Annotated in this window: 25 protein-coding genes; 4 read left to right on the top strand and 21 right to left on the bottom strand. The window is 65.7% G+C overall.

Annotated elements, in window-relative coordinates; translation table 11 throughout:
* Positions 1-7 precede the first annotated feature (7 nt).
* The 8 genes from rsfS to ASE58_RS11835 all read right to left on the bottom strand — a co-directional run bounded on the left by rsfS (position 8) and on the right by ASE58_RS11835 (position 8,678).
* On the bottom strand, positions 8-361 hold the full coding sequence (gene rsfS / locus ASE58_RS11870; RefSeq protein WP_055759176.1) for a ribosome silencing factor: 354 nt from the start codon (positions 359-361) through the stop codon (positions 8-10).
* Between the two features lie 35 nt (positions 362-396).
* A complete protein-coding gene (locus ASE58_RS11865; protein ID WP_055757625.1) occupies positions 397-1,020 on the bottom strand; it encodes a nicotinate-nucleotide adenylyltransferase in 624 nt (207 codons plus the stop codon).
* Entirely contained in the window at positions 1,017-1,316 is a 300-nt protein-coding gene (locus tag ASE58_RS11860; RefSeq protein ID WP_055821531.1) for a type II toxin-antitoxin system RelE/ParE family toxin, read from the bottom strand. The genes ASE58_RS11865 and ASE58_RS11860 overlap by 4 nt, the downstream gene beginning before the upstream one ends.
* Positions 1,304-1,564, bottom strand: a complete 261-nt coding sequence (locus ASE58_RS11855) for a hypothetical protein (protein WP_055821528.1) — start codon at positions 1,562-1,564, stop codon at positions 1,304-1,306. Before ASE58_RS11855 ends, ASE58_RS11860 begins: the two co-directional genes overlap by 13 nt.
* 31 nt (positions 1,565-1,595) lie before the next feature.
* Positions 1,596-2,861, bottom strand: a complete 1,266-nt coding sequence (locus ASE58_RS11850) for a glutamate-5-semialdehyde dehydrogenase (protein WP_055821524.1) — start codon at positions 2,859-2,861, stop codon at positions 1,596-1,598.
* A 135-nt stretch (positions 2,862-2,996) separates the two neighbouring features.
* Positions 2,997-6,194: a TonB-dependent receptor domain-containing protein gene (locus ASE58_RS11845; protein WP_055821521.1), complete on the bottom strand. Its 3,198-nt coding sequence runs from the start codon at positions 6,192-6,194 to the stop codon at positions 2,997-2,999.
* Between the two features lie 228 nt (positions 6,195-6,422).
* Positions 6,423-7,595: an acetyl-CoA C-acetyltransferase gene (locus ASE58_RS11840; RefSeq protein WP_055821518.1), complete on the bottom strand. Its 1,173-nt coding sequence runs from the start codon at positions 7,593-7,595 to the stop codon at positions 6,423-6,425.
* Between the two features lie 15 nt (positions 7,596-7,610).
* Entirely contained in the window at positions 7,611-8,678 is a 1,068-nt protein-coding gene (locus tag ASE58_RS11835; RefSeq protein ID WP_235513605.1) for an alpha/beta fold hydrolase, read from the bottom strand.
* 30 nt (positions 8,679-8,708) lie between these two features.
* Between ASE58_RS11835 and phaR the strand changes: the two genes are divergently transcribed.
* On the top strand, positions 8,709-9,302 hold the full coding sequence (gene phaR / locus ASE58_RS11830; protein ID WP_055821515.1) for a polyhydroxyalkanoate synthesis repressor PhaR: 594 nt from the start codon (positions 8,709-8,711) through the stop codon (positions 9,300-9,302).
* A 37-nt stretch (positions 9,303-9,339) separates the two neighbouring features.
* On the opposite strand, the gene ASE58_RS11825 is transcribed toward phaR, so the two are convergent.
* Entirely contained in the window at positions 9,340-10,140 is an 801-nt protein-coding gene (locus ASE58_RS11825) for a class I SAM-dependent methyltransferase (RefSeq protein ID WP_055821512.1), read from the bottom strand.
* A gap of 27 nt (positions 10,141-10,167) precedes the next feature.
* Here ASE58_RS11825 and ASE58_RS11820 point away from each other — a divergent pair, with 27 nt between their 5' ends.
* Positions 10,168-10,359 carry a hypothetical protein gene (locus tag ASE58_RS11820; protein ID WP_055821510.1) on the top strand — a complete coding sequence of 64 codons (192 nt, stop codon included), beginning with the start codon at positions 10,168-10,170 and terminating at the stop codon, positions 10,357-10,359.
* A gap of 69 nt (positions 10,360-10,428) precedes the next feature.
* Here the strand turns inward: ASE58_RS11820 and ASE58_RS11815 are convergent, their stop codons facing one another.
* From ASE58_RS11815 to mdh, 9 genes are all read right to left on the bottom strand, one after another.
* Complete coding sequence (locus ASE58_RS11815) at positions 10,429-11,598, bottom strand: aspartyl protease family protein (RefSeq protein ID WP_055757644.1); 1,170 nt, start codon at positions 11,596-11,598, stop codon at positions 10,429-10,431.
* A 32-nt stretch (positions 11,599-11,630) separates the two neighbouring features.
* Entirely contained in the window at positions 11,631-13,175 is a 1,545-nt protein-coding gene (locus ASE58_RS11810; protein WP_235511802.1) for a CpaF family protein, read from the bottom strand.
* 149 nt (positions 13,176-13,324) lie between these two features.
* Positions 13,325-14,725 (bottom strand): dihydrolipoyl dehydrogenase, encoded by a 1,401-nt coding sequence (gene lpdA / locus ASE58_RS11805; protein WP_055821507.1) that lies wholly within the window; start codon positions 14,723-14,725, stop codon positions 13,325-13,327.
* A gap of 15 nt (positions 14,726-14,740) precedes the next feature.
* Positions 14,741-15,238, bottom strand: a complete 498-nt coding sequence (locus ASE58_RS11800; protein WP_055821503.1) for a YfbM family protein — start codon at positions 15,236-15,238, stop codon at positions 14,741-14,743.
* 17 nt (positions 15,239-15,255) lie between these two features.
* Positions 15,256-16,512, bottom strand: coding sequence for a 2-oxoglutarate dehydrogenase complex dihydrolipoyllysine-residue succinyltransferase (odhB, locus tag ASE58_RS11795; RefSeq protein WP_055821501.1), 1,257 nt, complete (start codon positions 16,510-16,512; stop codon positions 15,256-15,258).
* A gap of 42 nt (positions 16,513-16,554) precedes the next feature.
* Entirely contained in the window at positions 16,555-19,527 is a 2,973-nt protein-coding gene (locus tag ASE58_RS11790) for a 2-oxoglutarate dehydrogenase E1 component (protein WP_082467990.1), read from the bottom strand.
* 73 nt (positions 19,528-19,600) lie between these two features.
* Positions 19,601-20,485, bottom strand: coding sequence for a succinate--CoA ligase subunit alpha (gene sucD, locus ASE58_RS11785; RefSeq protein ID WP_055821494.1), 885 nt, complete (start codon positions 20,483-20,485; stop codon positions 19,601-19,603).
* A 38-nt stretch (positions 20,486-20,523) separates the two neighbouring features.
* Positions 20,524-20,811, bottom strand: a complete 288-nt coding sequence (locus ASE58_RS11780; RefSeq protein ID WP_055757659.1) for a GIY-YIG nuclease family protein — start codon at positions 20,809-20,811, stop codon at positions 20,524-20,526.
* 100 nt (positions 20,812-20,911) lie between these two features.
* A complete protein-coding gene (gene mdh, locus ASE58_RS11775) occupies positions 20,912-21,874 on the bottom strand; it encodes a malate dehydrogenase (protein ID WP_055821492.1) in 963 nt (320 codons plus the stop codon).
* A 305-nt stretch (positions 21,875-22,179) separates the two neighbouring features.
* On the opposite strand from mdh, the gene ASE58_RS11770 reads away from it, so the two are divergent.
* Together ASE58_RS11770 and ASE58_RS11765 are read left to right on the top strand one after the other, a co-directional pair.
* Positions 22,180-22,461 carry an ETC complex I subunit gene (locus ASE58_RS11770; RefSeq protein WP_055757665.1) on the top strand — a complete coding sequence of 94 codons (282 nt, stop codon included), beginning with the start codon at positions 22,180-22,182 and terminating at the stop codon, positions 22,459-22,461.
* On the top strand, positions 22,458-22,868 hold the full coding sequence (locus tag ASE58_RS11765) for a DUF2147 domain-containing protein (RefSeq protein ID WP_055821489.1): 411 nt from the start codon (positions 22,458-22,460) through the stop codon (positions 22,866-22,868). The genes ASE58_RS11770 and ASE58_RS11765 overlap by 4 nt, the downstream gene beginning before the upstream one ends.
* Positions 22,869-22,871: 3 nt before the next feature.
* On the opposite strand, the gene ASE58_RS11760 is transcribed toward ASE58_RS11765, so the two are convergent.
* The 3 genes from ASE58_RS11760 to groES form a co-directional block, all read right to left on the bottom strand.
* Positions 22,872-23,633, bottom strand: coding sequence for an EAL domain-containing protein (locus ASE58_RS11760; protein ID WP_235513603.1), 762 nt, complete (start codon positions 23,631-23,633; stop codon positions 22,872-22,874).
* A gap of 227 nt (positions 23,634-23,860) precedes the next feature.
* Entirely contained in the window at positions 23,861-25,507 is a 1,647-nt protein-coding gene (gene groL / locus ASE58_RS11755) for a chaperonin GroEL (protein WP_055821486.1), read from the bottom strand.
* Positions 25,508-25,586: 79 nt separating this feature from the next.
* On the bottom strand, positions 25,587-25,874 hold the full coding sequence (gene groES, locus ASE58_RS11750) for a co-chaperone GroES (RefSeq protein WP_055757672.1): 288 nt from the start codon (positions 25,872-25,874) through the stop codon (positions 25,587-25,589).
* Between the last annotated feature and the right edge of the window lie 50 nt (positions 25,875-25,924).

Raw genomic sequence — 25,924 nt, 5'->3', positions numbered from 1 at the left:
ACCGGGATCAGGCGTGCGCGGTCGGGTTCAGCGTATCGCCGAACGCCCACATCCGCTCCAGATTGTAGAAGGTGCGGACTTCGGGGCGGAACAGGTGGACGATCACGTCGCCGGTGTCGATCAGCACCCAGTCGGCGGTCGGCAGCCCTTCGATGCGCGACGGACGGCCGAATTCGGCCTTCACCCGTTCGGCCAGCTTCTGCGCCATCGACGCCACCTGCCGGCTCGACCGGCCGCTGGCGATCACCATGTAATCGGCGATGCTCGATTTGCCGGCGAGCGGGATCGACACCGTTTCGACCGCCTGGTCGTCGTCGAGGCTGGCGAGCACCATGCGATGCAGCGCTTCGGTCTCGGTCATGGCATCGGTCGGGTCGGTAGGGGTCGGCAAGTTCATCAGCTTTCAGGGGCCTGTGCGCCGGACCGGTCGGACGGGATCATCCGGCGGTGCCAGGCGGGATCGGCGGCGCGGATTGCGGTCGCCGACGTCGGATCGGGACGGAAGCGCAAACGGACCAGTGCCGGCAAACTCCACATCGTCCATCGTTTCGCCTGGCCTGCGGGCCGCGCATGGCGCCGCAACCAACCCATCGCAGGACTAGCGAGGGCCTTACCCTCATAGCCCGGACGCGCGATCACCGCAATCGCCACCGTCCGCGCGATTCCGCGCCAGTCGCGCCAGCGGTGAAAGTCCGCCAGATTGTCCGCGCCCATCAACCAGACGAAGCGATGCTGCGGGTACAGCCGCACCAGCTTGCGCAAGGTGTCGACGGTATAGCGCGTGCCCAGCCGCCGCTCGATCGCGGTCGGGCGGATCGGCGCGTGGCGCGCGACGCGCCGCGCCGAGGCGAGCCGCGCGGCCAGCGGCGCCATGCCGGCGGCGGGTTTCAGCGGATTGCCCGGCGACACCAGCCACCACACCTCGTCCAGCGCCAACGCACGCTTCGCCGCCAGCGACACCCGGCGATGCCCCTTGTGCGCGGGATTGAACGATCCGCCGAGCAGGCCGATGCGGCTCATGCCCGTGAAAACCCGTCGTCCCGCCAGTTTCGGCGTTCGTGCAAGACGCGCACAATGGCCACCTCCTCCTGCTCGATGGTATAGAGAAGCACATAGGGGGTGCCAAAGACCCGCCAGACCCGGACATTCTCGCCGAGCGACCGGCCGATGCCGGGATATTCGCACAGTCGACCGGCCGCGGCGGAAACACTATCGAGGATTCGAACCGCCGACGAACCGGCATCCTGCTCGATCAGATAGGTGTCGAGATCGGCCAGGTCGCGGAGCGCCGAAGCGGTCCAGATCAGTCCGGGCATCGCGCGCGGTGGCGGGCGATCATCGCATCCAGTTCCCGCATCACGACCTCATGCGGGATCGTCCGGCCATGCCGCAGGTCGTCCAGCCCGACCTGTGCTGCGTCCAGCAACCGCTCTTCGGACATCGCGGCATCGTGCAACAGCGTGGCGGCCACATCGCCGATCGATTGACCGCGCGCCGTTGCCAGCCGTTGCACGATGGCGGCAGTCGCGACGTCGATGGTTGCGGTCAGCGAGGTTTTTTCCATGCCCACAACCTATGCCCCGCACCCGCCGCCATCAAGGGCGGGTCTGGCCGCTCCCCCGCACGATCCATTTGTATGTCGTCAGCCCCTCCAGCGCGACCGGCCCCCGCGCGTGCAGCCGCCCGGTCGCAATGCCGATCTCCGCGCCCAGCCCGAACTCGCCGCCATCGGCGAATTGGGTAGAGGCGTTCCACATCACGATCGCCGAATCGACCCGCGCCAGGAAATGTTCGGCGGTCGCGGCGTCCTCGGTGATGATCGCATCGGTGTGATGCGAGCCGTGTGCGGCGATATGCGCGATCGCGTCGTCGACGCCATCGACCAGTTTCACCGACAGGATGGCATCGAGATATTCGGTGTCCCAGTCGTCGGCGTTCGCCTCGAGGATATCGGGATGGAGCGCCTGCACCTCGGCGTCGCCGCGCAGTTCGCATCCGGCAGCGATCAGCCCGGTCAGGACCGGCAGCGGGTCGCCATAGGCGCGGTCGATCAGCAGCGTCTCGGTCGCGCCGCATACGCCGGTGCGCCGCAGCTTGGCATTGATGACGATCGCCTCCGCCATCGCCGGATCGGCGGACCGGTCGACATAGCTGTGGTTCAGCCCGTCGAGATGCGCCAGCACCGGCACCCGCGCCTCGGCCTGCACCCGCGCGACCAGGCTCTTGCCTCCGCGCGGCACGATCAGGTCGATCACCCCCTCCGCCGTTAGCATCGCGCCGACTGCCGCGCGATCGGTCGTCTGGATCAACTGTACCGCGCCATCGGGCAGGCCGGCGCTGGCCAGCCCGCGCGCCATCGCGGCATGGATCGCACGGTTGCTGTGGATCGCCTCGCTACCGCCGCGCAGGATCGCGGCGTTGCCTGCCATCACCGCCAGCGCGCCGGCATCGGCGGTGACGTTGGGGCGGCTTTCATAGATGATGCCGATTACCCCGATCGGTACACGCACGCGCGACAGCGTGAGTCCGTTCGGTCGTTCGCTGCGATCGATCACGTCGCCAACCGGATCGGACAGCCCTGCCACCGCCTCGACCCCCGCCGCCATCGCCTCCAGCCGGGTGGGATCGAGCCGCAACCGATCGAGCATCGCGCCGGACAGGCCGTTCGCTTCTGCCGCAGCAACATCCTGCGCATTGGCGGCAAGGATCGCATCGCCATCGGCCCGGATCGCCGCGGCGGCGGCTCGCAGCGCTGCGGCCTTGGCGGCGGTCGGCGTGGTAGCGAGCGCCTGCGCGGCGGAGCGGGCGGCGCGACCCATCGTTGCGATTTCCTGGTCGGGCACCAGTCGGTCGATGGTCATGTCCGCTCTTCCCCCTGTGGCTCGCCGCATCGTCATAGCGGCCGAGCGGGTCTTTGCCACCACGGCGCGGGAAACACAAAAAAAGGGCCGCCCCACAAGGAGGCGGCCCCGTTGTTCGGATCCTATTGTGGAGGATCAGAAGTTGGCGCGCACGCTCGCGTTGAAGCGGCGGCCGATCAGGTCGTTGTACGAGCTGGGGTGCAGCTCGCCATAATATTCCTGACCCTGACGATTGAACAGGTTGTTGACGGCGACCGTGAAGCGGAAATTGTCCGCCGGGTCGAAGAACACACCCATGTTGACGACCGCATAAGCGTCGAGCTTGTCCAGTTCGCGGGCGTCGGTTCCGCTACCCGCAACGCCTTGCGCACGGTTCAGTCGATTGAACAGCTGCTGGCCGACAAAGTTGACCGTGGTATTCAAACCGAAGTTCCGCTCGACATAGCGGACCCGCAGCTGCCCAGCGAGCTGCGGATCACCGATGACGCCCTGCGAATTCGCCGCACCGACGCCGGTAACGTCGTTCAGACGGCGATCGACATAGGTCAGGTCGGTACCGAAGCTCAGCGTTCCGTCCAGGCCGACGCCGGACATCGGCAGAGAATAGTTCAGCGTGCCCTGAATGCCGCTGACTTCAAGCCGCTGTCCGTTGACGAAGCCGCTGGTCACGGCCGGCGTCGACGGATTGTTGACCACGCGACCGGTGGTCGGATCACGCAGAACCTGCGAGCAGAAGCTGTTGGCATTCAACACGTCGCTGGCGTTGAACGACGGATTGTCGAAGCAGCCCGACACGATCTGCGCGACCGACAGGTTGGCGATCGGCCCGCGGAGCGAGATGTTGATATAATCCGCCGTGATCGAGAAGCGCGGCAGGAACCGTGGCTGGAGGACGACGCCGTAGCTGAAGCTGCGGGCTTCTTCATTCTCCAGGTTGGGGTTGCCGCCCGACCGCGCGAAAACCGTCGCCAGCGACGCCGGGTCCGGCGTGTTGAAGTCGGTGTTGGGGAACGCCGCGATGAACGCTGCGCAATTGGCGGCACGAACCGCAGGAGCCGGGCCGGCATTGCGGCTCGCCGGCTGGCACAGGTCGGGAACGGTCGAGAAGGTGTTGACCTGCGGCAAGAACAGTTCGGTGATGCCCGGCGAACGGAACGACCGCGTATAGGTACCGCGGAACATGACATCCTCGATCGGTGCGATGTTGGCACCACCCGTATAGGCGAAGAAGCCGCCGTTGATCGAGTTGTTCGAATACCGCCCGCGTCCGGTCAACTGCACCTGATGCAGGAACGACCAGCCGAGTTCCGGTGAGACGAGCGGAAGAACGACTTCGCCGAAGATGTCGTTTAGCTCATATGATCCGGACAGAGCGGTGATCGGCACCGAGCGGCCGCGACCCTGCTGCTGGAAATCCGACGGCGTGAAACTCGCTTCTTCACGCCGGTATTCGTAACCGACGTTCAGGCCGATGCCGCCCGATCCGTAGATGTCGCCGGTCGTACCCGAAATGCTCGAGTTAAACACCGTCTGTTCCTGACGGCTGCGCGTCACGAACTGTTCGATGACATAGTCGCGGGCTGCCTGCGATGCGGCACCGCGACCAAACAGATTCAGTGGGACGCAGGCCGAATCAGCAATCGGCGTGCCGCCGGGGGCGGCAAAGCCGTTGCCGCCGGTACGGGTCGCTGCTGTCGTGCAGACGATGTTGCCGCCTGCATCGCGCCCAACGTTCGTTGCGTTGATGAAGCGTTGGGCGTTCAGATCCTGACCGTAATCGTTGCTGCGCGTTCGGCCATAGGAACCATAGACCTCGGCATCGAAATCGCCGCCAAGGAAGCGGAAATTGCCGCGAATGCCGGCCACGCCATAAGCGACGTCGGTTTCATTATATCCGGTAAGATCGGCAAGATCGTCCGATGCGCGCGAGACCTGGAAAGTGGTGACGCCACGCGAGGTCAGCTGCGCCCGCGCCTGATCGTTCAAGAACGGATTGTTGACGCTATAGGTTACCGGAGCAGCCAACCCGCCAAACAGCGAGGAGTTGAACGTTGGCTGCTGCGTGAGCTCGTCGGCGCGCGATTTGAAATAAGTTCCTTCTGCAAACAGTTCGACCTGATCAGTGGCCTTGAACGTGATGAAACCGTTCAGCGTCGTACGGCGCAGATCGGAGGTGATCTGCGTATAGTCGGAGAACCGGAAACCGTCGCCGCCCGAACCCGACGTGCCAGGGAACACAATACCCTGATTGAAGGGCACAAGGTTGCCGTTCGCCGAGAATTGCAGGCCATTGGCAGTCGCCACCCCAAACGGAACCGCCGGATTAAGTGGGTTACCGGTTGCAAGGTTGGTGGCCGTAATCAGGCCGCCTGGCGTCAGGAACGGGATGTTGACGTTACGGATCAGCACCGTACCGGGATTGCCGTCGGTCTGGCTGTTGTTGAAGCCGTAATTGGGGTTCAGACGACCGTCGCCCCCCGGCCCGATCCCGCCAGGACGCAGCGCCGCAGACTGCGCCGCCGATGGGTTGGTGGCACCGCCAATGCGACGACGCAGGAACTCACGGTCGTTGTAGACCATGCCCTTGAGATCGTCGTGCGATGCGGCAACGGTTATGTTCAGGCGATCATCGAGGAAGCTGCGTCCCGCGATGCCCGAAAAGTTCAGATTCTGGTTGTCGCCCTGCTCCGAAATCCCGCTGGTGGCGCTCAGCTCCAGACCCTCATACCGCGACCGCAGCGTGATGTTGATGGTTCCGGCGATCGCATCCGAACCATAGATCGGCGCGCCGCCGATGCTCAACTGGTCAATGCGGTCGACCAGGATGCTGGGGATGATATTGGTGTCGACCTGCGTTCCGGCGGCAGCATTGGTGAAGATCGTCGCGACGTTCGAGCTGACGAACCGGCGGCCGTTGTACAGCGTCAGGGTGCGGTTCGATCCGAGGTTCAGGATGTTGATGAAATTGGTGCCCTGACCAAAACCCTGCCCGCCCTGCGGCGTGATGCTGCCGCGCACACCGGGCAGTTCGTTCAGCGCGTCTGCGACGTTGGTGAAGTTGCGTTCGCGAAGCTGCGCGCTGCTGAACGTCGTGATCGGTTCCGGCGAGGTCAGGTTCGGGTTGCGGATACGTGATCCGGTGACAACGATCGTGTCGACGTTGCTGGCCGACTCCTTCGCGCGCTCTTCCGCCAGACAGGCGGTATCGCCCGGAGCGCAGACTTCGGTTGGATCGGCCTGGCGACCAGCTTCGGTGGTCTGCCCGAACGCAATGTGAGGAATAAGCGCGCACGACGCGAGCGTCGTCGCACCGAACCAGCGGTGGATTTTCATGATTTTGGCCCCGTTATGTGCATCGGGAAAACCCGATCCGACAGGGACAGAACAATGGATTATTGGATACCACGCAAGGGGGCGGCGCGCACCGATACAATACAGTTGAGCTGCAGTTGCATGAATGTCACATGAATGAAACAGTGCTGCGCAGCACTGACACTAAACAACAATATGTCTAATGAACGTTATAATAATGCTGCGCAGCAACAGTTTGTTACGCTACCTTTACCGCTCCAAGCACATCGCAATACCCATGCCGCCACCAATGCACAGCGTCGCCAAGCCCTTCTTCGCGTCACGACGCTTCATCTCGTACAGCAGCGTCGTCAGCACGCGGGCGCCTGAAGCACCGATCGGGTGACCGATGGCGATCGCACCGCCGTTCACGTTCACCTTGTCGGCGGTCCAGCCCATGTCCTTGCCGACGGCCAGCGCCTGTGCGGCAAAGGCTTCGTTCGCTTCGACCAGATCGAGGTCGTCGACGCTCCAGCCGGCCTTTTCGAGCGCCTTGCGCGAGGCGGGGACGGGGCCGATGCCCATGATCGACGGATCGACGCCGGCGGTTGCCCAGCTCTTGATCGTTGCCAGCGGTTCGAGGCCGCGCTTGGCGGCTTCGTCGGCCGACATCACGACCAGCGCGGCGGCGCCGTCGTTCAGGCCCGATGCGTTGGCGGCGGTCACCGTGCCGTCCTTCTTGAACGCGGGGCGCAGGCCCGACACGCCGTCGATGGTCGCGCCGGCGCGGATATATTCGTCCTGGTCGACGATCGTATCGCCCTTGCGCCCCTTGATCGTGACCGGGGCGATCTCCTCGGCGAAGCGGCCTTCGCTGCGCGCGGCTTCGGCACGGTTCTGCGAGCGGACGGCGAATTCGTCCTGCTCGCCGCGGGTCAGTTCATACTGCGCCGCAAGGTTTTCGGCAGTGATGCCCATGTGATAGCCGTTGAAGACGTCGGTCAGGCCGTCCTTGATCATGGTGTCGACCATGGTGCCGTCGCCCATCTTGGTACCGGCGCGCAGCTGCACCGCGTGCGCGGCGAGCGACATGCTCTCCTGTCCGCCGGCGACCACGATAGTCGCATCGCCGGTCTGGATCGCCTGCGCCGCCAGCGCCACCGCGCGCAGGCCCGATCCGCAGACCTGGTTGATGCCCCATGCCGGCACTTCCTTGGGCAGGCCGGCTGCCATCGATGCCTGCCGCGCCGGGTTCTGGCCGTGCCCGGCGGTCAGCACCTGGCCCAGGATCACTTCCGAGACATCCTCCGGGGCGACACCGGCCTGATCCAGCGCGGCGGCGATCGCCTGCCGGCCCAGCTCGTGCGCGGGCACGGTGGCAAAGGCCCCGAGGAAGCTGCCGACGGGAGTGCGCTTGGCGGCAACGATGACGACTTCGGACATGGGCAATCCTTTTCCCTAAGGGTTTGGCTGCTCTCTACTGCGCGGCACGCCGCTTAGCCAGTGCGCAAGCGGTTCCCACAGGACGCTACGGCCGCGGCGGCCGACGATCATGCCGACATGTCCCGCCGGCACGATCCGCCGGTCGGGCAGGCCGATCGCGCTGGCGGCGGGGACGATGCGGTCGTTCTCGGCGACGAATTCGACCATCGGCACCGGCGGGCGCGACGCGACGATCCGGCCATCGACGCACCAGCGCTCCCGGCCGGGCAGGTCGGCATCGAACAGATCGTCGAACAGCTCGCGCGCTGCGGCATAGGGGATCGGCGCGCCGCCATTGGCCCAATCCTCCAGCGCGACGAACGCCTGCCCCGCCGGGGCGACGGGGTCGAGATCGGCGAACTGCACGAACTTTTCGACCGTTCGCGCCGGATCGATCTGCCAGAACATCGACTGCAGCAATTCCATCGGCAGCAGCCCCAGCCGCTCGGCGGTCGGCTGGGCGGCGGTCCACACCTTGGCGATCGCGGCACGCCCGGCATCGCCAAACCCGTCGAAGCGCCACGGCGTCGCGATCAGCGCAATGCCGGCCACAGGCACGAACGCTGCAGCCGCGAGCGCAATGGTCCCGCCCAGGCAATAGCCCACCAGCAACGGCGGTTCGTCCAGCGTCGCGCACAGCCGCGCCACCGCCTGCGCATGATCGGCAAGGTCCATCGCCCGGTCGCCCGGCACCGGCGTGGTCCAGTCGACCATCAGCACCCGCAGCCCTTGTCCCGCCAGCCAGCGCAGCAGCGAATTGTCGGGTGCCAGGTCGAGGACGAACGGCGGATTGATGAGCGACGGGATCACCACCACCGGTCGCCCGGCCCCGCCATAGTCGCGCAGCACGATCCGGCCGTCGCGCGCCACGGCGTCCGGCATCGGCGTCGCCGGCAGGCGCGGTGCGTCCTGGTATGCTCGCAATCCCGCCAGTGCGCGGGCGCGGCGATCGGGGTCGTTCAGCGTTTCGCTGCGCAGCATCGACAGAAAGAGCGGCAGCGGGCGTGGCCCGTGTTGCGGCGCGGTATCAAGCGGTGTACCCATCCTGTCATCTTTCGCGCAAAGGTTTTTCCCATGAAGAAGGCAGCGGCCGACGGCAGCCCCGTCATCATCAAGAAATACGCCAATCGCCGGCTCTACAATACCGAGACGTCCTCCTACATCACGCTCGAACATCTGGCGGCGATGACGCGCGAGCATCGCGACTTCAAGGTGGTCGATGCGAAGACCGACGACGATATAACCCATAATGTGCTGACGCAGATCATCATGGAAGAGGAAAGCCGGGGGCAGACGCTGCTGCCGGTCAGCTTCCTGCGGCAACTCATCACGCTGTACGGTGATTCGATGCAGGCGATGGTGCCGGGCTATCTGGAGGCGTCGATGGACAGCTTCCGCCGCAACCAGGAACAGTTCAAGACCGCGGTCGAAGGTGCGTTCGCCCATTCGCCCTTCGCCGAGATCGCCAAGCGCAACCTCGCGATGTTCGAAGCGGCAGCCCATGCGTTCCAGCCCGGCGCGGCAGGTGCGGCCGGAGCAGCCGGTGCAGCAGGCGCCGCGCCGACCCCGGCGACCGGCACGGCCGAAGCGCCGGCCAAGACCGATGAGATGGCCGCGTTGCGCGCCGAACTCGCCCGGTTGCAGGACAAGGTGGACAAGCTGGGATGAACGGGGCGGGGCGGGGTGGTGCCCCGCCCCCCCGCCCTCACTTCGGCTTGACGAACCGCAGCGTCATCCGGTCGCTCTCGCCGATCGCGGCATATTTCGCACGATCGGTGTCGCCCAGCCGATAGGTCGGCGGCAGCGTCCAGACGCCTTGTGGCCAGTCGGCGGTGTCCTTCGGGTTCGCGTTCACGTTCGACTTGCCCGCCAGCTTGAACCCGGCCTTGGTCGCAAAGGCGATGACCGAGCTTTCCTTCATATAGCCCGATTTCTCCTCGGCCGCCGCGTCGCGCGCTTCGGGCAGGCGGTGTTCGACCACGCCCAGCAGGCCGCCCGGCTTCAGCATGCGGAACATTGCGTTGAAGGCCGCCTGTGCCTGATCGGTGCCGCCGAAGCGCCAGTTATGGACGTTGCGGAAGGTCAGCACCTTGTCCGCCACGCCATCGGGCACGCCAGCCGTTCCGGCAGCGGCCGGGAAGGCCACGACCTGTACCTTGCCAAAGGCGGTCGCATCGCGTGCCTGCAGCTTCGTTACCATTTCGGCGGTGCGCGGCAGCGGGCCGGCAGCGATATAGCGGCCCTTTTCGCGCAGCATCGGTGCCAGGATTTCACTGTACCAGCCATTGCCCGGCCAGATTTCGACCACGGTATCGGTCGGCTTCACGCCAAAGAACGCCAGCGTTTCGGCCGGATGGCGATAGCGATCGCGCGCGACATTGGCCGGGCTGCGCAGCGGTGAGGCGATCGCGCCGGCCAGCGCCCCGCGCGGTGCCTGTGCCGGGGCGGGGGAGAGAGCGACCAGCGCGACACTTAGGGCTGGCAGCAACAGGGCGGTTCGACGCATGGGGAAATTCCTTGACGGGAGGAACGGGTGGACGACGCACACAGGCTGTTATGGACGATTGCGGGCGTGGCGGCGATGCTCTTTGCGGTGTCGATACTGGCGGAACGCCGCCGTACGCTGCGCCGCAATCCCGATCGGGTCGGTTGGGTGCCGTGGACGCTGGTGCAGCTGATCGCGGTGCTCGTGGTCGTATTCGCGGCGGCGATGGCGTTGAAATAGCCGGTCTCGTACGACGTCAACCAAGGAATGCTGACGCCTCACGCGGTTCGTGCCCTGCCGGGCCGAACGTCAATAAAAGCTGGCCAGTGTCAGCGACCGTTCGGTCCCGTCGCACAGCGCCAGCTTCACCACCCGGCCGGGCGTATCCGTGCCCCAGCGGACATCGACCCCGCCATCGGGGGTAAGCGATACGGGCTTGCCGTCGACGGTGCAGATCAGTTCGTTCGCCTTCCAGCCGGCCTTCGCCGCCGGGCCGCCCGCCATCACATGCAGCACGCGCAACCGGGCGCGGTCGTAGCCGAGCAGCAGCCCGCTGGTCGATTTGAGCGGCGGGGCCGGGGCATTGGGGTTGGGGGTGACCACCATCTGCCCGGCGGCGGGGTCGAGCAGCACGCGGTAGCGCAGCAGCAGCCCGGTACCGACCCGCCCGGCGACGCGGACCTGCTTCGTGAACCCGCCATCGCCCTCGATCCGGAGTTCGATCGGCCCGGTCGGCACGCCGCCCAGCGCCACCTGGTCGGTCACGGTCAGCCCGGCATCGACCACCCCGCCCGCGCCGAACGCGATGGTGGAGGTGACGCGCGCACCCTTGATCCCGGCCGCACGCCATTGGTTCCGCGCGATGCTGAGCGATCCGCCGTCGCCGGTATCGACCAGCAGCGGGCGGACCCGGTGCTTCCCCAGCGTCGCTTCGGTCAGGTACAGCCCGCTGCCCGCCTGCAACGTCATCGGCACGCGCGTTCCCGCAAAGGGCATCCGACCGCTCGGCAACAGGCGGAAGCGGCGATTGGCGAAGTCGATGTCGATCGCATTGGGCGCGATCAGGTCGGTGCCGACCAGCACCTCGGCATCGCCCGACGCGCTGGCCAGCAATTTGGGCAGGTCGATCACCGCCACCCGGCCGCCGCTGCGGCTGAACGCGCCGAACGCGACCGTCTTGGTCGCGGCCCAGTCGACGCGGATCGCGCCGCCCAGCGCGATGCCCGACGCCGCATCCTGCGTATCGACGGACAGCTTTGCGCGCCGTGCGAACTCGCGGCTGACCGCGCTGTGGTTGAGGCCGGTGTCGAGCAGCGCCTGCGCCGCGACGCCATCGATCGTCATTGCAAAGCGCAGGTGATTGGCGCTGGTGAGCGTGAAGGGCACCCAGCGCGCCTCCGCATCGGCGGCCAGCAGGCCCTGCGCAGGGGCGGCGACGGGCGCGCACAGCAGCAGCGCGAGGAGCAGGCGGAGGATCACGCGTGGACTGTAGGGCGGCCAGATGGCTGACGCTACAGGCAAGCCTCCAGCAGCGCCTGGTCGAAACCATATTGCTTGGCCTTGTCCAGCGTGTAGGGGCGCATCCCCATCGAACGATATTCGCCGATGATCTTGCCGTCGGCGCTCTCGTCCAGATATTCGAACTTGAACAGTTCCTGGGTCACGATCACCGGGCCTTCCATCCCGATCACCTCGGTAATGTTGGTCACGCGGCGCGACCCGTCGCGCAGGCGCTTCACCTGCACGATCAGGTCGACCGAATCGGCGATCTGGCGGCTGATCGCCTCCTTCGGCACCTTGATGTCCGACATCATCACCATGTTCTCCATACGCGCGAGGCATTCGCGCGGGGAGTTGGAGTGGAGCGTCGCCATCGATCCGTCGTGGCCGGTGTTCATCGCGGCGAGCAGGTCGAAACACTCCGACCCACGGATTTCGCCCAGGATGATCCGGTCCGGGCGCATACGCAGCGCGTTCTTCACCAGATCGCGGATCGTGATCTCGCCTTGCCCCTCGAGGTTCGGCGGGCGGGTTTCGAGCGGCAGCCAGTGCGGCTGTTGCAGGCGCAGTTCGGCGGCGTCCTCGATCGTCAGCACGCGCTCGCCGGGGTCGATCATCTTCGACAGGGCGTTGAGCATCGTCGTCTTGCCCGAGCCGGTACCGCCGGAAATCACGATGTTGAAGCGGCTGGCCCCGGCGACCTTCAGCGCGGTCGCCATCTTCGTGCTCATCGATCCGAAGCCGGCCATCATGTCGATGGTGATCGGCTTGGCCGAGAATTTACGGATCGAGATCGCGGTGCCCTTGAGGCTCAGGGGCGGTACGATCACGTTGACGCGGCTGCCGTCCTTCAACCGGGCGTCGGCCAGCGGCGTCGTCTGGTCGACGCGGCGGCCGACCGAGTTGCAGATGCGCTGCGCGATCTGGAACAGATGCTCCTCGTCGCGGAACGCGATGTTGGCCAGTTCCAGCTTGCCCTTGCGCTCGACAAAGGTTTGTTCGGGGCCGTTGACCATGATGTCGCTGATCGCCGGATCGGCCAGCAATTCCTCGAGCGGCCCCAGGCCCAGCAGCTCGTCGACCAGCACCTTTTCCAGCGCGAACTGCTCGCGCCGGTTGAGTGTCAGTTTAAGTTCGGCCAGTACCTCGCCCACGATCGGGCGGAATTCCTCGGCCAGTTCGTCCTTGGTCAGCGTCGCGGCGGCTTCGGGATCGACGCGTTCGAGCAGGCGGGGCAGCACCTGTTCCTTGATCCGGTGGATCGAGGTTTCGAACCCCTCAACCCGACTGTTCCCTGCCTCACCCGACAGCGCCTGCCGGTCGGCGAGGCGCTGCATCGCGTCGCCGACGCCCTGTGGCATCGCACCGGACTGTTCGCCCGGCATCGGTTCGAGGTCGCCGCCGGGCAGCGGCACCTGGCCCAGCGGCGGGAATTGGGGTGCGATGTCCAGATCGGCCGGACGCGCCGGTCCCGATCCCTGCATGGGGCGGGCGACGCCGAACGATGGCCTGCCACCCGATCCACCCACTCCGCTGCGCCGTCCGAATGCGTTCACGCTTGCCACCCCATCGAATCCTTGGGGGCCAGCCTAGGCGACAAGATTTTACAACTTCCTAACCACGCAGGGCGGCGCGTGTCCTGACATGGGAAGGGCGGAGCATGTCGCCATGCCCCGCCCCCCGATACCTGCCGAAGCGTGTCGGATCAGATGTGGATCGGCTTGCCCTGCACCGCCATCGCCGCTTCCTTCAGCGCCTCGGCGTGGGTCGGGTGTGCGTGGCAGGTATAGGCGATGTCCTCGCTGGTCGCGCCGAACTCCATCGCCTGTGCCGCCTGTGCGATCATCGTGCCGGCAAGGCTGGAGACGATCCACACGCCGACCACGCGGTCGGTCTTTGCGTCGGCAATGACCTTCACGAAGCCGTCGGTGTCGCGATTGGTCTTGGCGCGGCTGTTGGCGGCGAAGGGGAACTTGCCGACCTTGATCTCGCCCTTTTCTTTGGCAGCCTCTTCGGTGAGGCCGACGCCGGCGATTTCGGGCATGGTGTAGACCACCGACGGGATGACGTCGTGGTTCACGATGCCGGTCTGCCCGGCGATGAACTCGGCGACCGCGACGCCTTCGTCCTCGGCCTTGTGCGCCAGCATCGGGCCATGGACCACGTCGCCGATCGCCCAGATGCCGTCGACCTTCGTGCGGAACTCGTCGTCGATATCGACCTGCCCGCGCTGGTTGACCGACAGGCCCGCCTTGTCGAGCGCGAGGCCTTCGGTATTCGCGCGGCGACCGATCGACACCAGCACCGCGTCGGCCGTGATCGTCGTCGCTTCGCCACCCGCCGCCGGTTCGACGGTCAGCGTGGCGGTGCCGCCATCGACCGATGCGCCGGTAACCTTGGTCGAGGTCTTGAGGTCGAAGCCCTGCTTCTTGAACAGCTTGGCCGATTCCTTGCGGACTTCGCCATCGAAGCCGGGCAGGATCTGGTCGGCATATTCGACCACGGTGACCTTGGCACCCAGGCGACGCCACACGCTGCCGAGTTCGAGGCCGATCACGCCGCCGCCGATCACCACCAGATGCTCGGGCACCTTGGGCAGGGCGAGGGCACCGGTCGAATCGACGATGATCGCCGCATCATTGTCGACCTGCACACCGGGCAGCGGGGTGACGCTCGACCCCGTTGCGATCACGATGTCGCGTGCGGTGACGGTGCGGCCGCCGACCTTGACCGTGTTGTCGTTTTCGAACGCGGCATAGCCCTTCAGCCATTCGACCTTGTTCTTCTTGAACAGATATTCGATGCCGCCAGTCAGCTCGCCGACCGCCTTCTTCTTTTCGGCATGCATCTGGTCGAGGTTGAGAGTCGCACCCTGGATCTCGACGCCGAACTTGGCGAGGTGACCGCCGGTCGCCTCCTCATACAGTTCGGACGCGTGCAGCAGCGCCTTGGACGGGATGCACCCGACGTTCAGGCAGGTGCCGCCCAGCGTCTCGCGCCCTTCGGCACAGGCGGTCTTGAGGCCCAGCTGCGCAGCGCGGATCGCGGCGACATAGCCGCCGGGGCCGGCACCGATCACGAGGACGTCGAAGTCATATTCAGCCATAATCTCTATCCCGTCCTAGTCGTTGTGGGCGATCACGCGGATCGCGCCGTCGCCGGTACGGCGGCATTGTGCCGCAAACTGGCGCAGGGCGGGAATGCCCTGCATCACATAATCGAGCGCATCCGCGCTGCCGAAGGTGTCGGCCAGATAGACATCGGCCTTCGACATTGCCCTGGCATCGAAACGGCGGGCGAGGGTGGTATCGTCCACTTTGTCGAGTGCGTCGGCGAACGCCTTCATCAGCGGCGGCGCGATCAGGCCGATCCCGCCTTCGCCATGCTCGTCCGCGCCCAGTTCGGGCAACGCGGCGATGATGATGCCCAGCGTGTGGCCGATATCGTCGGCCGATCCGGTCAGCAGATAATGGACCGCGTGCCACGCTTCGCCCAGATCGAGGAAGTCGAGATTCTCGACGCCTTCCTCGAACAGGAAATCCTCGAACACCGATGGGTCGGCGACCAGCCGGTCGATGTCGGCATCGCCGGCCCGACGCAGATAGATCACCATGCCCATCGGTGCTCGTCCGTTCCTTACAGGTCGATCAGCAGGCGCGTCGGGTCCTCGATCGCGTTCTTCAGCGCGACGAGGAAGGTCACCGCCTCGCGACCATCGATCAGGCGATGGTCGTAGCTGAGTGCCAGGTACATCATCGGGCGCACCACGACCTGACCGTTACGGACGACCGGGCGTTCCTCGATGCGGTGGAGACCGAGCACCGCCGACTGCGGCGGGTTGATGATCGGGGTCGACATCAGCGACCCGAACACGCCGCCGTTCGAGATGGTGAAGGTGCCGCCCTTCATCTCGTCCATCTTCAGCGTGCCGTCCTTGGCGCGCTTGCCGAAGTCGCCGATCGTCTTTTCGACGCCTGCGACCGACAGCTTGTCGGCGTCGCGGATGACGGGGACGACCAGGCCGCCCGGTGCCGACACGGCGACCGAGATATCGGCATAGTCGCGATAGACGATCTCATCGCCCTCGATCGATGCGTTGACCGATGGGATGTCCTTCAGCGCCATCGTCGCGGCCTTCACGAAGAAGCCCATGAAGCCGAGGCGGACGCCGTGCTTCTTTTCGAAGAGGTCCTTGTACTTCGCGCGCGCCTCGATCACCGCCGTCATGTCGACGTCGTTGAACGTGGTCAGCAGTGCTGCGGTATCCTGCGCTTCCTTCAGGCGGCGGGCGATCGTCTGACGCAGGCGCGTCATCTTCACGCGCTCTTCGCCACGGGTCGGCGCAGCGGCGGCGGCAGGCGCGGCGGCGGCCGGAGCAGCCGCAGCGGCAGGTGCGGCGGCGGCCGACTTGTCACCCGCGGCGGCGACGACGTCTTCCTTGGTGATACGACCGTCGCGGCCGGTGCCCTTCACCTTGGCCGGGTCGACGCCATGCTCCAGGATCGCGCGGCGCACCGACGGCGACAAAGCGGCGGCGTCGACATTGGTGTCGCCGGCGGCCGGGGCCTGCGGTGCAGCGGCCGGGGCAGGGGCGGCGGCGGGTGCCGGCGCGGCATCGGCCTTCGGCGCGGCGGCGGGGGCAGCGGCGGCGCCGTCGCCCGATTCGATCGTCGCGATCATCGCGCCGACCGACACGGTGTCGCCCGGCTGCACCGCGTGCGCGCCCATGACGCCGGCGACCGGCGAGGGCACTTCGACCGACACCTTGTCGGTTTCGAGCGACGCGATCGGTTCGTCGGCGGCGACCGCCTCACCGGGCTTCTTCAACCATTCGCCCAGCGTCGCTTCGGTGATCGATTCGCCCAGCGTGGGGACCAGAACTTCGGTAGCCATCGGATATTTCTCCTCTGCCCCACCCGGGGCGAGCACATTGGGTTACGACGCGGCCTTCGCGACCTTATCGGCGGCGGCTGCGCTTTCGGACTGGCGGGTACGACGGATTTCGTCGCGCACATTGTGGCCGAGCGCATCGGCGACCAGCGCGCCCTGTTCGGCCTGGTGACGCTTCATCAGGCCGGTGGCGGGCGATGCCGCTGCCGCACGACCGGCGTAGCGGGCGCGGGCGACCGGCGATCCGGCCTCGGCCAGCGCTTCCTCGATCGCCGGTTCGGTCAGGAACCACGAACCGTTGTTCTTCGGCTCTTCCTGTGCCCAGACCACGTCGGTCAGGTTGGGCAGCTTGCGCAGCCGCGCGACCAGCGCGTCCGATGGGAACGGATAAATCTGTTCCACGCGCACGATCTGCGTCGACGTATCGCCTGCCGCGTCGCGCGCTTCGATCAGGTCGAACGCGACCTTGCCCGAACACAGCACCAGACGGGTCGTGTTCGCATCCGCCGGGGCCGACGGATCGGACAGCAGCCGCTTGAAGTGCGTACCCGGCAGGAAGTCCTCGGTCTTCGACACCGCCATCTTGTGTCGCAGCAGCGACTTGGGCGTCATGATGACCAGGGGTTTACGGAAGTTGCGGTGCATCTGCCGGCGCAGCAGGTGGAACAGGTTCGCCGGCGAGGTGACGTTGGCGACCTGCATATTGTCGCCCGCGCACAGCTGCAGGAAGCGTTCGAGACGCGCCGAGCTATGCTCCGGACCCTGGCCTTCATAGCCGTGCGGCAGCATCATCACGAGGCCGTTGGCGCGCAGCCACTTGGCTTCGCCCGCCGCGATGAACTGATCGATCATGATCTGCGCACCGTTGGCGAAATCGCCGAACTGCGCTTCCCAGATCACCAGCGCCTTGGGGTCTGCCAGTGCATAGCCATATTCGAAGCCGAGCACGCCATATTCGGACAGCGGGCTGTCAAGCACTTCGAAGCTGCCATGCTCGATCGTCTGGAGCGGCACGAACTTGTGCTCGTCGCTCTGGTCGACCCACACTGCGTGCCGCTGCGAGAAGGTGCCGCGACCCGAATCCTGCCCCGACAGGCGGACGCCGAAGCCTTCCGACAACAGCGAACCGAACGCCAGCGCCTCGGCCGTTGCCCAATCGAAGCCCTCGCCGCTGGTGAACATGCCGCGCTTGGCATCGAGCACGCGGGTCAGCGTCTTGTGGACCTGCAGGTCGTCGGGAACGGTCGTCAGCGTGCGGCCGATCGAATCGAACAGCTTCTGTTCGATGCCGGTATCGACCGAACGGCGCGATCCTTCGGCATCCATCGGTGCGTGCAGCCCCGACCAGCGCCCGGCGAACCAGTCGGCGCGGTTCGCCTTGTAGCTCTTGGCGCTTTCGAACTCACCTTCCAGCAGCTGGGTGAACTCGGCGGTCTTGGCGGCGACGAACTCGCCGTCGATCACGCCTTCTTCCTGCAACCGCTTGCCATAGATTTCGCTGACGCCGGGATGGCCCTTGATCTTGGCGTACATCAGCGGCTGGGTGAAGGACGGTTCGTCGCCTTCGTTATGGCCGAAGCGGCGATAGCACCACATGTCGATGACGATATCGCGCTTGAACTGCTGGCGGAACTCGATCGCCATCTTGGTGGCGAAGGTCACCGCCTCGGGATCGTCGCCGTTGACGTGGAAGATCGGCGCCTGCACGCCCTTCGCCACGTCCGATGGATAGGGCGACGAGCGCGCGAACTGCGGGCTGGTGGTGAAGCCGACCTGGTTGTTGATGATGAAGTGGACGCAGCCGCCGGTGTTGTAGCCACGGATGCCGGAGAAGCCGAGGCATTCCCACACGATCCCCTGGCCCGCGAATGCCGCGTCGCCATGGATCAGGACGGGCAGGACCTGCTCGTGCTTTTCGAGGTCGCCACGGAAGGTCTGCTGCGCGCGCACCTTGCCCAGTACGACCGGATTGACCGCTTCGAGGTGGCTTGGGTTCGCGACCAGCGACATGTGCACCGACACGTCGTCGAAGCTGCGGTCGGTCGAGGTGCCGAGGTGATACTTCACGTCGCCCGAGCCGCCGATATCGTCCGGGTTGGCGCTGCCGCCGGCGAATTCGTGGAACAGCACGCGGAACGGCTTGGCCATCACGTTGGTCAGCACGTTCAGGCGACCACGGTGCGCCATGCCGTACACGATCTCGCGCACGCCAAGCTGGCCGCCGTACTTGATGACCGCTTCGAGTGCCGGGATCATCGATTCACCGCCGTCGAGGCCGAAGCGCTTCGTGCCGACATATTTGCGGCCGAGGAACTTCTCCCACTGTTCCGCCTCGATGACCTTGGCGAGGATCGCGCGCTTGCCTTCGGGGCTGAACTGGATCGCCTTGTCGCGGCCTTCCATCCGGTCCTGCAGGAACTTGCGCTCCTCCACGTCCGCGATGTGCATATATTCGAGGCCGACATTGCCGCAGTAATTGGCGCGCAGGATGTCGACGATTTCGCGCAGCGTCGCCCATTCCAGACCAAGCGATCCGCCGAGATACACCGGCGTGTCGACTTCCGCGTCGGAGAAGCCGTAATATTCGGTGCGCAGATCGTCGGGCAGCTCGCGACGGGCGAGGCCCAGCGGATCGAGATTGGCGGCAAGGTGGCCGCGCACGCGATAGGTGCGGATCAGCAGCTGCGCGCGGATCGCGTCGCCGGCGGCCTTGGCCACATCGACCTTGGGGGCGGCAGGGGCAGCGGCGGCCGGGGCGGGCTTGCCGCCACGCGCGGGCTTGGGCGCCGGCTCCATCTGCGTCGGGTCGAGCGCGGCAGTCAGCTCGTCGGTGTCGCTCAGCGGCCAGCGCTTGCTCTGCCAGCTGGGGTGCTGGGTGGCACCCTCCAACCCGTCGAACCACTGGCGCCAGCCGGCGTCGACCGACGAGGGGTCCTCGCGGTAGCGACCATAGAGCGTTTCCACGAATGCCGGGCTGACGCCGGCGGCGATGTCGAAATCCTGGCCTTCGTAGCCCATGGTCACTTCCTGTCGTTCAGTCCCGGTCCAACCGGGACGTGCCCCGCGCGAACGCCGCGCAGGGCACGTTCGTTCAACCGTTCAGCACTTCGAGCAGCGTCGAGCCGAGTTCGCTGGGCGATGCCGCGACCTTGATGCCTGCTGCTTCCATCGCCGCGATCTTGCTTTCCGCGTCGCCCTTGCCACCCGACACGATCGCGCCGGCATGGCCCATGCGACGGCCCGGAGGGGCGGTGCGGCCCGCGATGAAGCCGGCCATCGGCTTCTTGCGGCCACGCTTGGCCTCGTCGATCAGGAACTGCGCGGCCTGTTCTTCCGCATCGCCACCGATCTCGCCGATCATGATGATCGACTGGGTTTCGTCGTCGGCGAGGAACAGTTCGAGCACGTCGATGAAGTTCGTGCCGTTGACCGGATCGCCACCGATGCCGACGGCGGTCGTCTGACCAAGGCCGGCCTTCGAGGTCTGGAACACCGCTTCATAGGTCAGCGTGCCCGAGCGCGAGACGACGCCGACCGAACCCTTCTTGAAGATCGAACCCGGCATGATGCCGATCTTGCACTCGCCCGGCGTCAGCACGCCCGGGCAGTTCGGGCCGATCAGCCGCGACTTCGACCCCGACAGCGCGCGCTTGACCTTCACCATGTCGAGCACCGGAATGCCTTCGGTGATCGCGACGATCAGCGGGATTTCGGCGTCGATCGCCTCGAGGATCGAATCGGCGGCGAAGGGCGGCGGAACGTAGATGACCGAGGCGTCGGCACCGGTCTTCGACTTGGCTTCGGCGACGGTGTTGTAGACCGGCAGGCCCAGATGCTCCGAACCGCCCTTGCCCGGCGTCACGCCGCCGACCATCTGCGTGCCATATTCCAGCGCCGCCTTGGTATGGAAGCTGCCGGTTTCGCCGGTCATCCCCTGGGTGATGACCTTGGTGTTCTTGTTGACGAGGATGCTCATCTTCGTTTCCCTTGCGTGCCCCGTTGCCGGAGCGAAAATCAGGTCAGCTGTCCGAACAGATCGTGCCAGCCGGGGTTATTCTCTTCGATCAGCCGCAACTTCCAGTCACGGTTCCATTTCTTGATCCGCCGTTCGCGAAGCCGCGCTTCCTGCAGATCGTCATGGCATTCGTACCAGACCAGAAGGGTGCAGTCGTGTTCGCTCGTAAATCCTTCAACCGTACCGCTACGATGCTGATGAACGCGCTGGATCAGGTTGCTGGTCGAACCGGTATAGATCGTTCCGTTCCGTCGGCTGGCGACGATGTAGACGAACCCGGCCTTCATCCGCCGCCCTTCTTGTATCCCCGCGCAGGCGGGGATACAGAGCCACGAGCATTACGCTCCGTCACCCTGGACCCCCGCCTGCGCGGGGGTACGGTATTTGTCAGGCGAGGCTCTCGTCGATCCCCTTGCAGGCAACCAGCAATTCCTTGACCGCATCGACCGAGACCTGAAGGTTCGCCTTGGCTTCATCGCCCAGCTTCACCTCGACGATCTTCTCGACGCCGCCGGCACCGATCACGACGGGCACGCCGACATACAGGCCGTCGACGCCATATTCACCCGACAGGTGCGCCGCGCAGGGCAGGACGCGCTTCTGATCGTAGAGATAGGCTTCGGCCATCGCGATGCCGCTGGTGGCGGGCGCGTAGAAGGCCGAGCCGGTCTTGAGCAGGCCGACGATCTCGCCGCCGCCGCCACGGGTGCGCTTGACGATCGCGTCGACGCGCTCCTGGGTCGACATGCCCATCGCGATCAGGTCGGTGACCGGGATGCCGCTGACGGTCGAATATTCGAGGACAGGGACCATCGTGTCGCCGTGGCCGCCCAGCACGAAGCTGTTGACGTCCTTCACCGACACCTTGAACTCGTCCGCCAGGAAGTGGCTGAAGCGCGCGCTGTCGAGGACGCCGGCCATGCCGACGACCTTGTTGTGCGGCAGGCCGCTGAACTCGCGCAGCGCCCACACCATCGCGTCGAGCGGGTTGGTGATGCAGATGACGAATGCGTCGGGGGCGTTGTTCTTGATGCCCTCGCCGACGGCCTTCATCACCTTCAGGTTGATGCCGAGCAGGTCGTCACGGCTCATGCCGGGCTTGCGCGCGACACCGGCGGTGACGATAATGACGTCTGCGCCCGCGATGTCGGCATAGTCGTTGGTGCCGGTGATCGTCGCGTCGAACCCTTCGACGGGTCCGCACTGCGACAGGTCGAGCGCCTTGCCCTGCGGCACGCCTTCCACCACGTCGAACAGAACGATATCGCCCAGCCCCTTGAGGGCGGCGAGGTGGGCGAGGGTCCCGCCGATGTTGCCAGCGCCGATCAGCGCGATCTTCTTGCGAGCCAAGACGTCTCTCTCCGTAGCAAGTTCGGACGCGGTCCTGCCGCGACGCGCGGGGCTTTACGGCCTTTTCCTGCGAGAAACAACCCTAAAGCGACCTTTATTGATAATAGATCGCAAGTGCAATAGCGGGCGGACTTGGCGGAAATGCTGGCCTGTGGCCGAGCAACCGCTAAAAAATCCACCACCACCGCCGTCAGTTCCGCCAGCAAACAATGATTCGCATGATCTGCGTGCGCGACTCTGCTGGAAAGCGGCGTGGGCTTTGCTATGCAGGGCGCGAACCAGCGATCGCTTACGAGGTATCGTCCATGCCCAACGCCCGTATCTACCAGATTCCCAAGAACGCCATGCAGTCGGGTCGCGCCAAGACGCACACCTGGATGCTGGAGTTCGAGCCGGCCGAGCCGAAGCAGGCTGATCCGCTGACCGGCTGGGCGGGATCGGGCGATACGCGCGAGCAGGTGAAGCTGAAGTTCCCGTCGCTCGACGCCGCCACCGACTATGCGACGCGCGAGGGGATCGCATTCCATGTCATTCCGGCACCCGAGCGGACGTTGAAGCTGCAGGCCTATGCGGACAATTTCAAGTGATCGCTCGCGCGCTGGCGGTAACGGCGGTCGCGCTGGCGGCCCCGGCGCTCGCCGCGACGCCGATCACCGGACGCTATCTGACCGAGGATGGCGCGGGCGTGATCGAGGTCACGCGTTGCGGTGACAAATTGTGCGGGCGGCTGGTCCGTATTGTGAAGGCTACCCCCGGCGCGCCGACGACCGATGTGAACAACAGCGACCCGGCGCTGCGGACGCGGCCGATCCTCGGCATGCCAATCCTGTCGGGCTTTGCCGATGCCGGTAGCGACTGGCGCGGGCGCATCTACGATCCGCGCAACGGCAAGAGCTACAAGTCGATCGTGTCGAGGAACGCCGACGGGTCGCTGAAGGTGCAGGGCTGCATCGCGTTCTTCTGCCAGACGCAGCTGTGGAAGCCGGCGCGGTAGCGATCAGGCGGCGAGCGGGGTTGCCGGCAGCAGGATATCGGGCAGGACGCGAAAGCCGGGGCGGGCGAGCAGATAGCCCTGGATATAGCGGATGCCGAGGTCGCGCAGCACGGCATATTCTGCCGGCGTCTCGATCCCCTCGGCGATGACGTCCATGCCGAGCGAGGTCGCGATCCGCACCATCCCCTCGACGATCAGCCGGCGGGGGACGCTGACGTCGATGCCGCGGATCAGATCCATGTCGAGCTTCAGATAGTCGGTCTGGAAATTGGCGAGCAGGCCGAGTCCAGCATGGCCCGCACCGAAATCGTCCAGGGCGGTGGCAAAGCCCATCGCGCGATAGGTTTCGACGATGTTGCGGACATGGTCGGTGTCGCCCATCTCCTCATTCTCGGTGAATTCGAAGATCAGCCGGTCGGTCGGAAAGGCGGAGGTGCGCGCCGCCGCCAGGGTTGCCTGGATGCAGGCGACGGGGGAATAGACGGCGTTGGGGAGGAAGTTGATCGACAGTCGGGCGCCGGTCGACAGGATGCCGGCCGCGACAGCGCCCTCGATCGCAGCTGTCCGGCATTGCTGGTCGAAGGCGTAGCGATTGTCGGGCGTGACCTGCGCCAGCACCTGTGCTGCGCCTTCGCCGCCCTTGCCGCGCACCAGTGCCTCGAACGCGAAGGGGAGGCCGGTGTCGGCATCGACGATCGGCTGGAACGCCATGGCGATCGCGAAATCGGGCTGGTCTTCGCGGCAGCCCTTGCATCCTGGTCGCATCGTCGTGGAAATCCCTTCGCGGTCGGCGTAACCGCTTGGGATTGCCGGGTCGTTAACCTGGATATGGTTGACGTGAAAAAGGCCGGAAGGGGTGTCCCTTCCGGCCTTTTTCTTGAGGCTTGATCCCGCGACGGCAAAGCCGCCGCGCGTCGGTCGGGTGACAGGCACCCGCCGGCCGGATCGATGTGCGTCCTGCGCGAGCCATCGCTCGCGCAGGCCACATTCGATCAGAAGTCCATGCCGCCCATGCCGCCCATGCCGCCGCCGGCGGGCATTGCGCCGCTCTTGTTGTCGTCCGGCAGTTCCGAAACGGTCGCTTCGGTGGTGATGAGCAGGCCGGCGACCGAGGCCGCGTTCTGCAGCGCGGTGCGGACGACCTTGGTCGGGTCGATCACGCCGGCGGCGACGAGGTTCTCGTACACGTCGGTCGATGCGTTGAAGCCGAACGAGGTGTCGTCCTGGTCGAGCAGCTTGCCCGAGACGACCGCACCGTCATGTCCGGCATTCTGTGCAATCTGACGCACCAGCGCGGTCAGCGACTTGCGGACGATGTCGACGCCGCGCGTCTGGTCGTCGTTCGCGCCGGTCACGCCGTCGAGCGCCTTGGTCGCGTACAGCAATGCCGTGCCGCCACCGGGGACGATGCCTTCTTCGACGGCTGCGCGGGTTGCGTGCAGCGCGTCGTCGACGCGGTCCTTGCGCTCCTTCACCTCGACCTCGGTCGCACCGCCGACCTTGATGACCGCGACGCCACCGGCGAGCTTCGCCAGACGCTCCTGCAGCTTTTCACGGTCATAGTCCGACGAGGTGACTTCGATCTGCTGACGGATCGCATCGGTGCGGCCCTTGATCGCGTCGGCTTCACCGGCACCGTCGACGATGATGGTGTTGTCCTTGTCGATCGTCACGCGCTTGGCGGTGCCGAGCATGCCGAGCGTCACGGTCTCGAGCTTGATGCCGAGGTCTTCCGAGATCACTTCGCCCTTGGTCAGGATCGCGATGTCTTCCAGCATCGCCTTGCGACGATCGCCGAAGCCCGGTGCCTTGACCGCTGCGACCTTCAGGCCGCCGCGCAGCTTGTTGACGACCAGGGTCGCCAGCGCTTCGCCTTCGATATCCTCGGCGATGATCAGGAGCGGACGACCCGACTGCACCACCGCTTCGAGGATCGGCAGCATCGCCTGCAGCGACGACAGCTTCTTCTCGTGGATCAGGATGTACGGGTCGTTCAGTTCGACCTGCATCTTTTCAGGGTTGGTGATGAAGTACGGCGACAGGTAGCCGCGATCGAACTGCATGCCTTCGACGACGTCCAGCTCGAATTCGAGACCCTTGGCCTCTTCGACGGTGATGACGCCTTCCTTGCCGACCTTTTCCATGGCTTCGGCGATCTTTTCGCCGACTTCACGGTCGCCATTGGCCGAGATGATGCCGACCTGCGCGACTTCGGCCGAACCCGACACGGGCTTCGAGCGCGACTTCACGTCCTCGACCACCTTGGTCACGGCGATGTCGATGCCGCGCTTCAGGTCCATCGGGTTCATGCCGGCGGCAACCGACTTCATGCCTTCGCGGACAATCGCCTGCGCCAGCACGGTGGCGGTGGTGGTGCCGTCGCCCGCGATGTCGTTGGTCTTCGAGGCCACTTCGCGCACCATCTGCGCGCCCATGTTCTCGAACTTGTCCTTCAGTTCGATTTCCTTGGCGACCGACACACCGTCCTTGGTGATGCGGGGCGCGCCGAACGACTTGTCGATGACGACGTTGCGGCCCTTCGGCCCAAGTGTCACCTTCACCGCGTCGGCGAGGATGTCGACGCCGCGCAGGATGCGTTCGCGGGCGTCACGACCGAATTTTACGTCCTTGGCTGCCATGGTGGCTACCCTTTCCAAATGTCAAAGTTCACAAAAGTCACACTCGCCACGCAAGTGCGACCGGATCAGGGTCGGTCGTTCAGCCGACGATCCCGAGAATGTCCGATTCCTTCATGATCAGCAGGTCTTCGCCGTTCACCTTGACCTCGGTGCCCGACCACTTGCCGAACAGGATGCGGTCGCCGGCCTTGACGTCGAGCGGCGAAACCTCGCCCTTGTCGTTCTTGGCACCGGCGCCGGCGGCGACGACTTCGCCTTCCTGCGGCTTTTCCTTGGCGGTGTCGGGGATGATGATCCCGCCGAGCGTCTTCTCTTCGGCTTCGACGCGGCGGACGAGCACGCGGTCGTGCAGCGGACGGAAGTTCATGCGCGATTCCCTTTTGCGTTAACTGAACAGGTCTTGGCACTCGCCCCAAG

This window comes from Sphingomonas sp. Leaf9 (assembly GCF_001421355.1).
GTDB lineage: Bacteria > Pseudomonadota > Alphaproteobacteria > Sphingomonadales > Sphingomonadaceae > Sphingomonas.
This window is presented reverse-complemented; position numbering and strand designations above follow the sequence as displayed.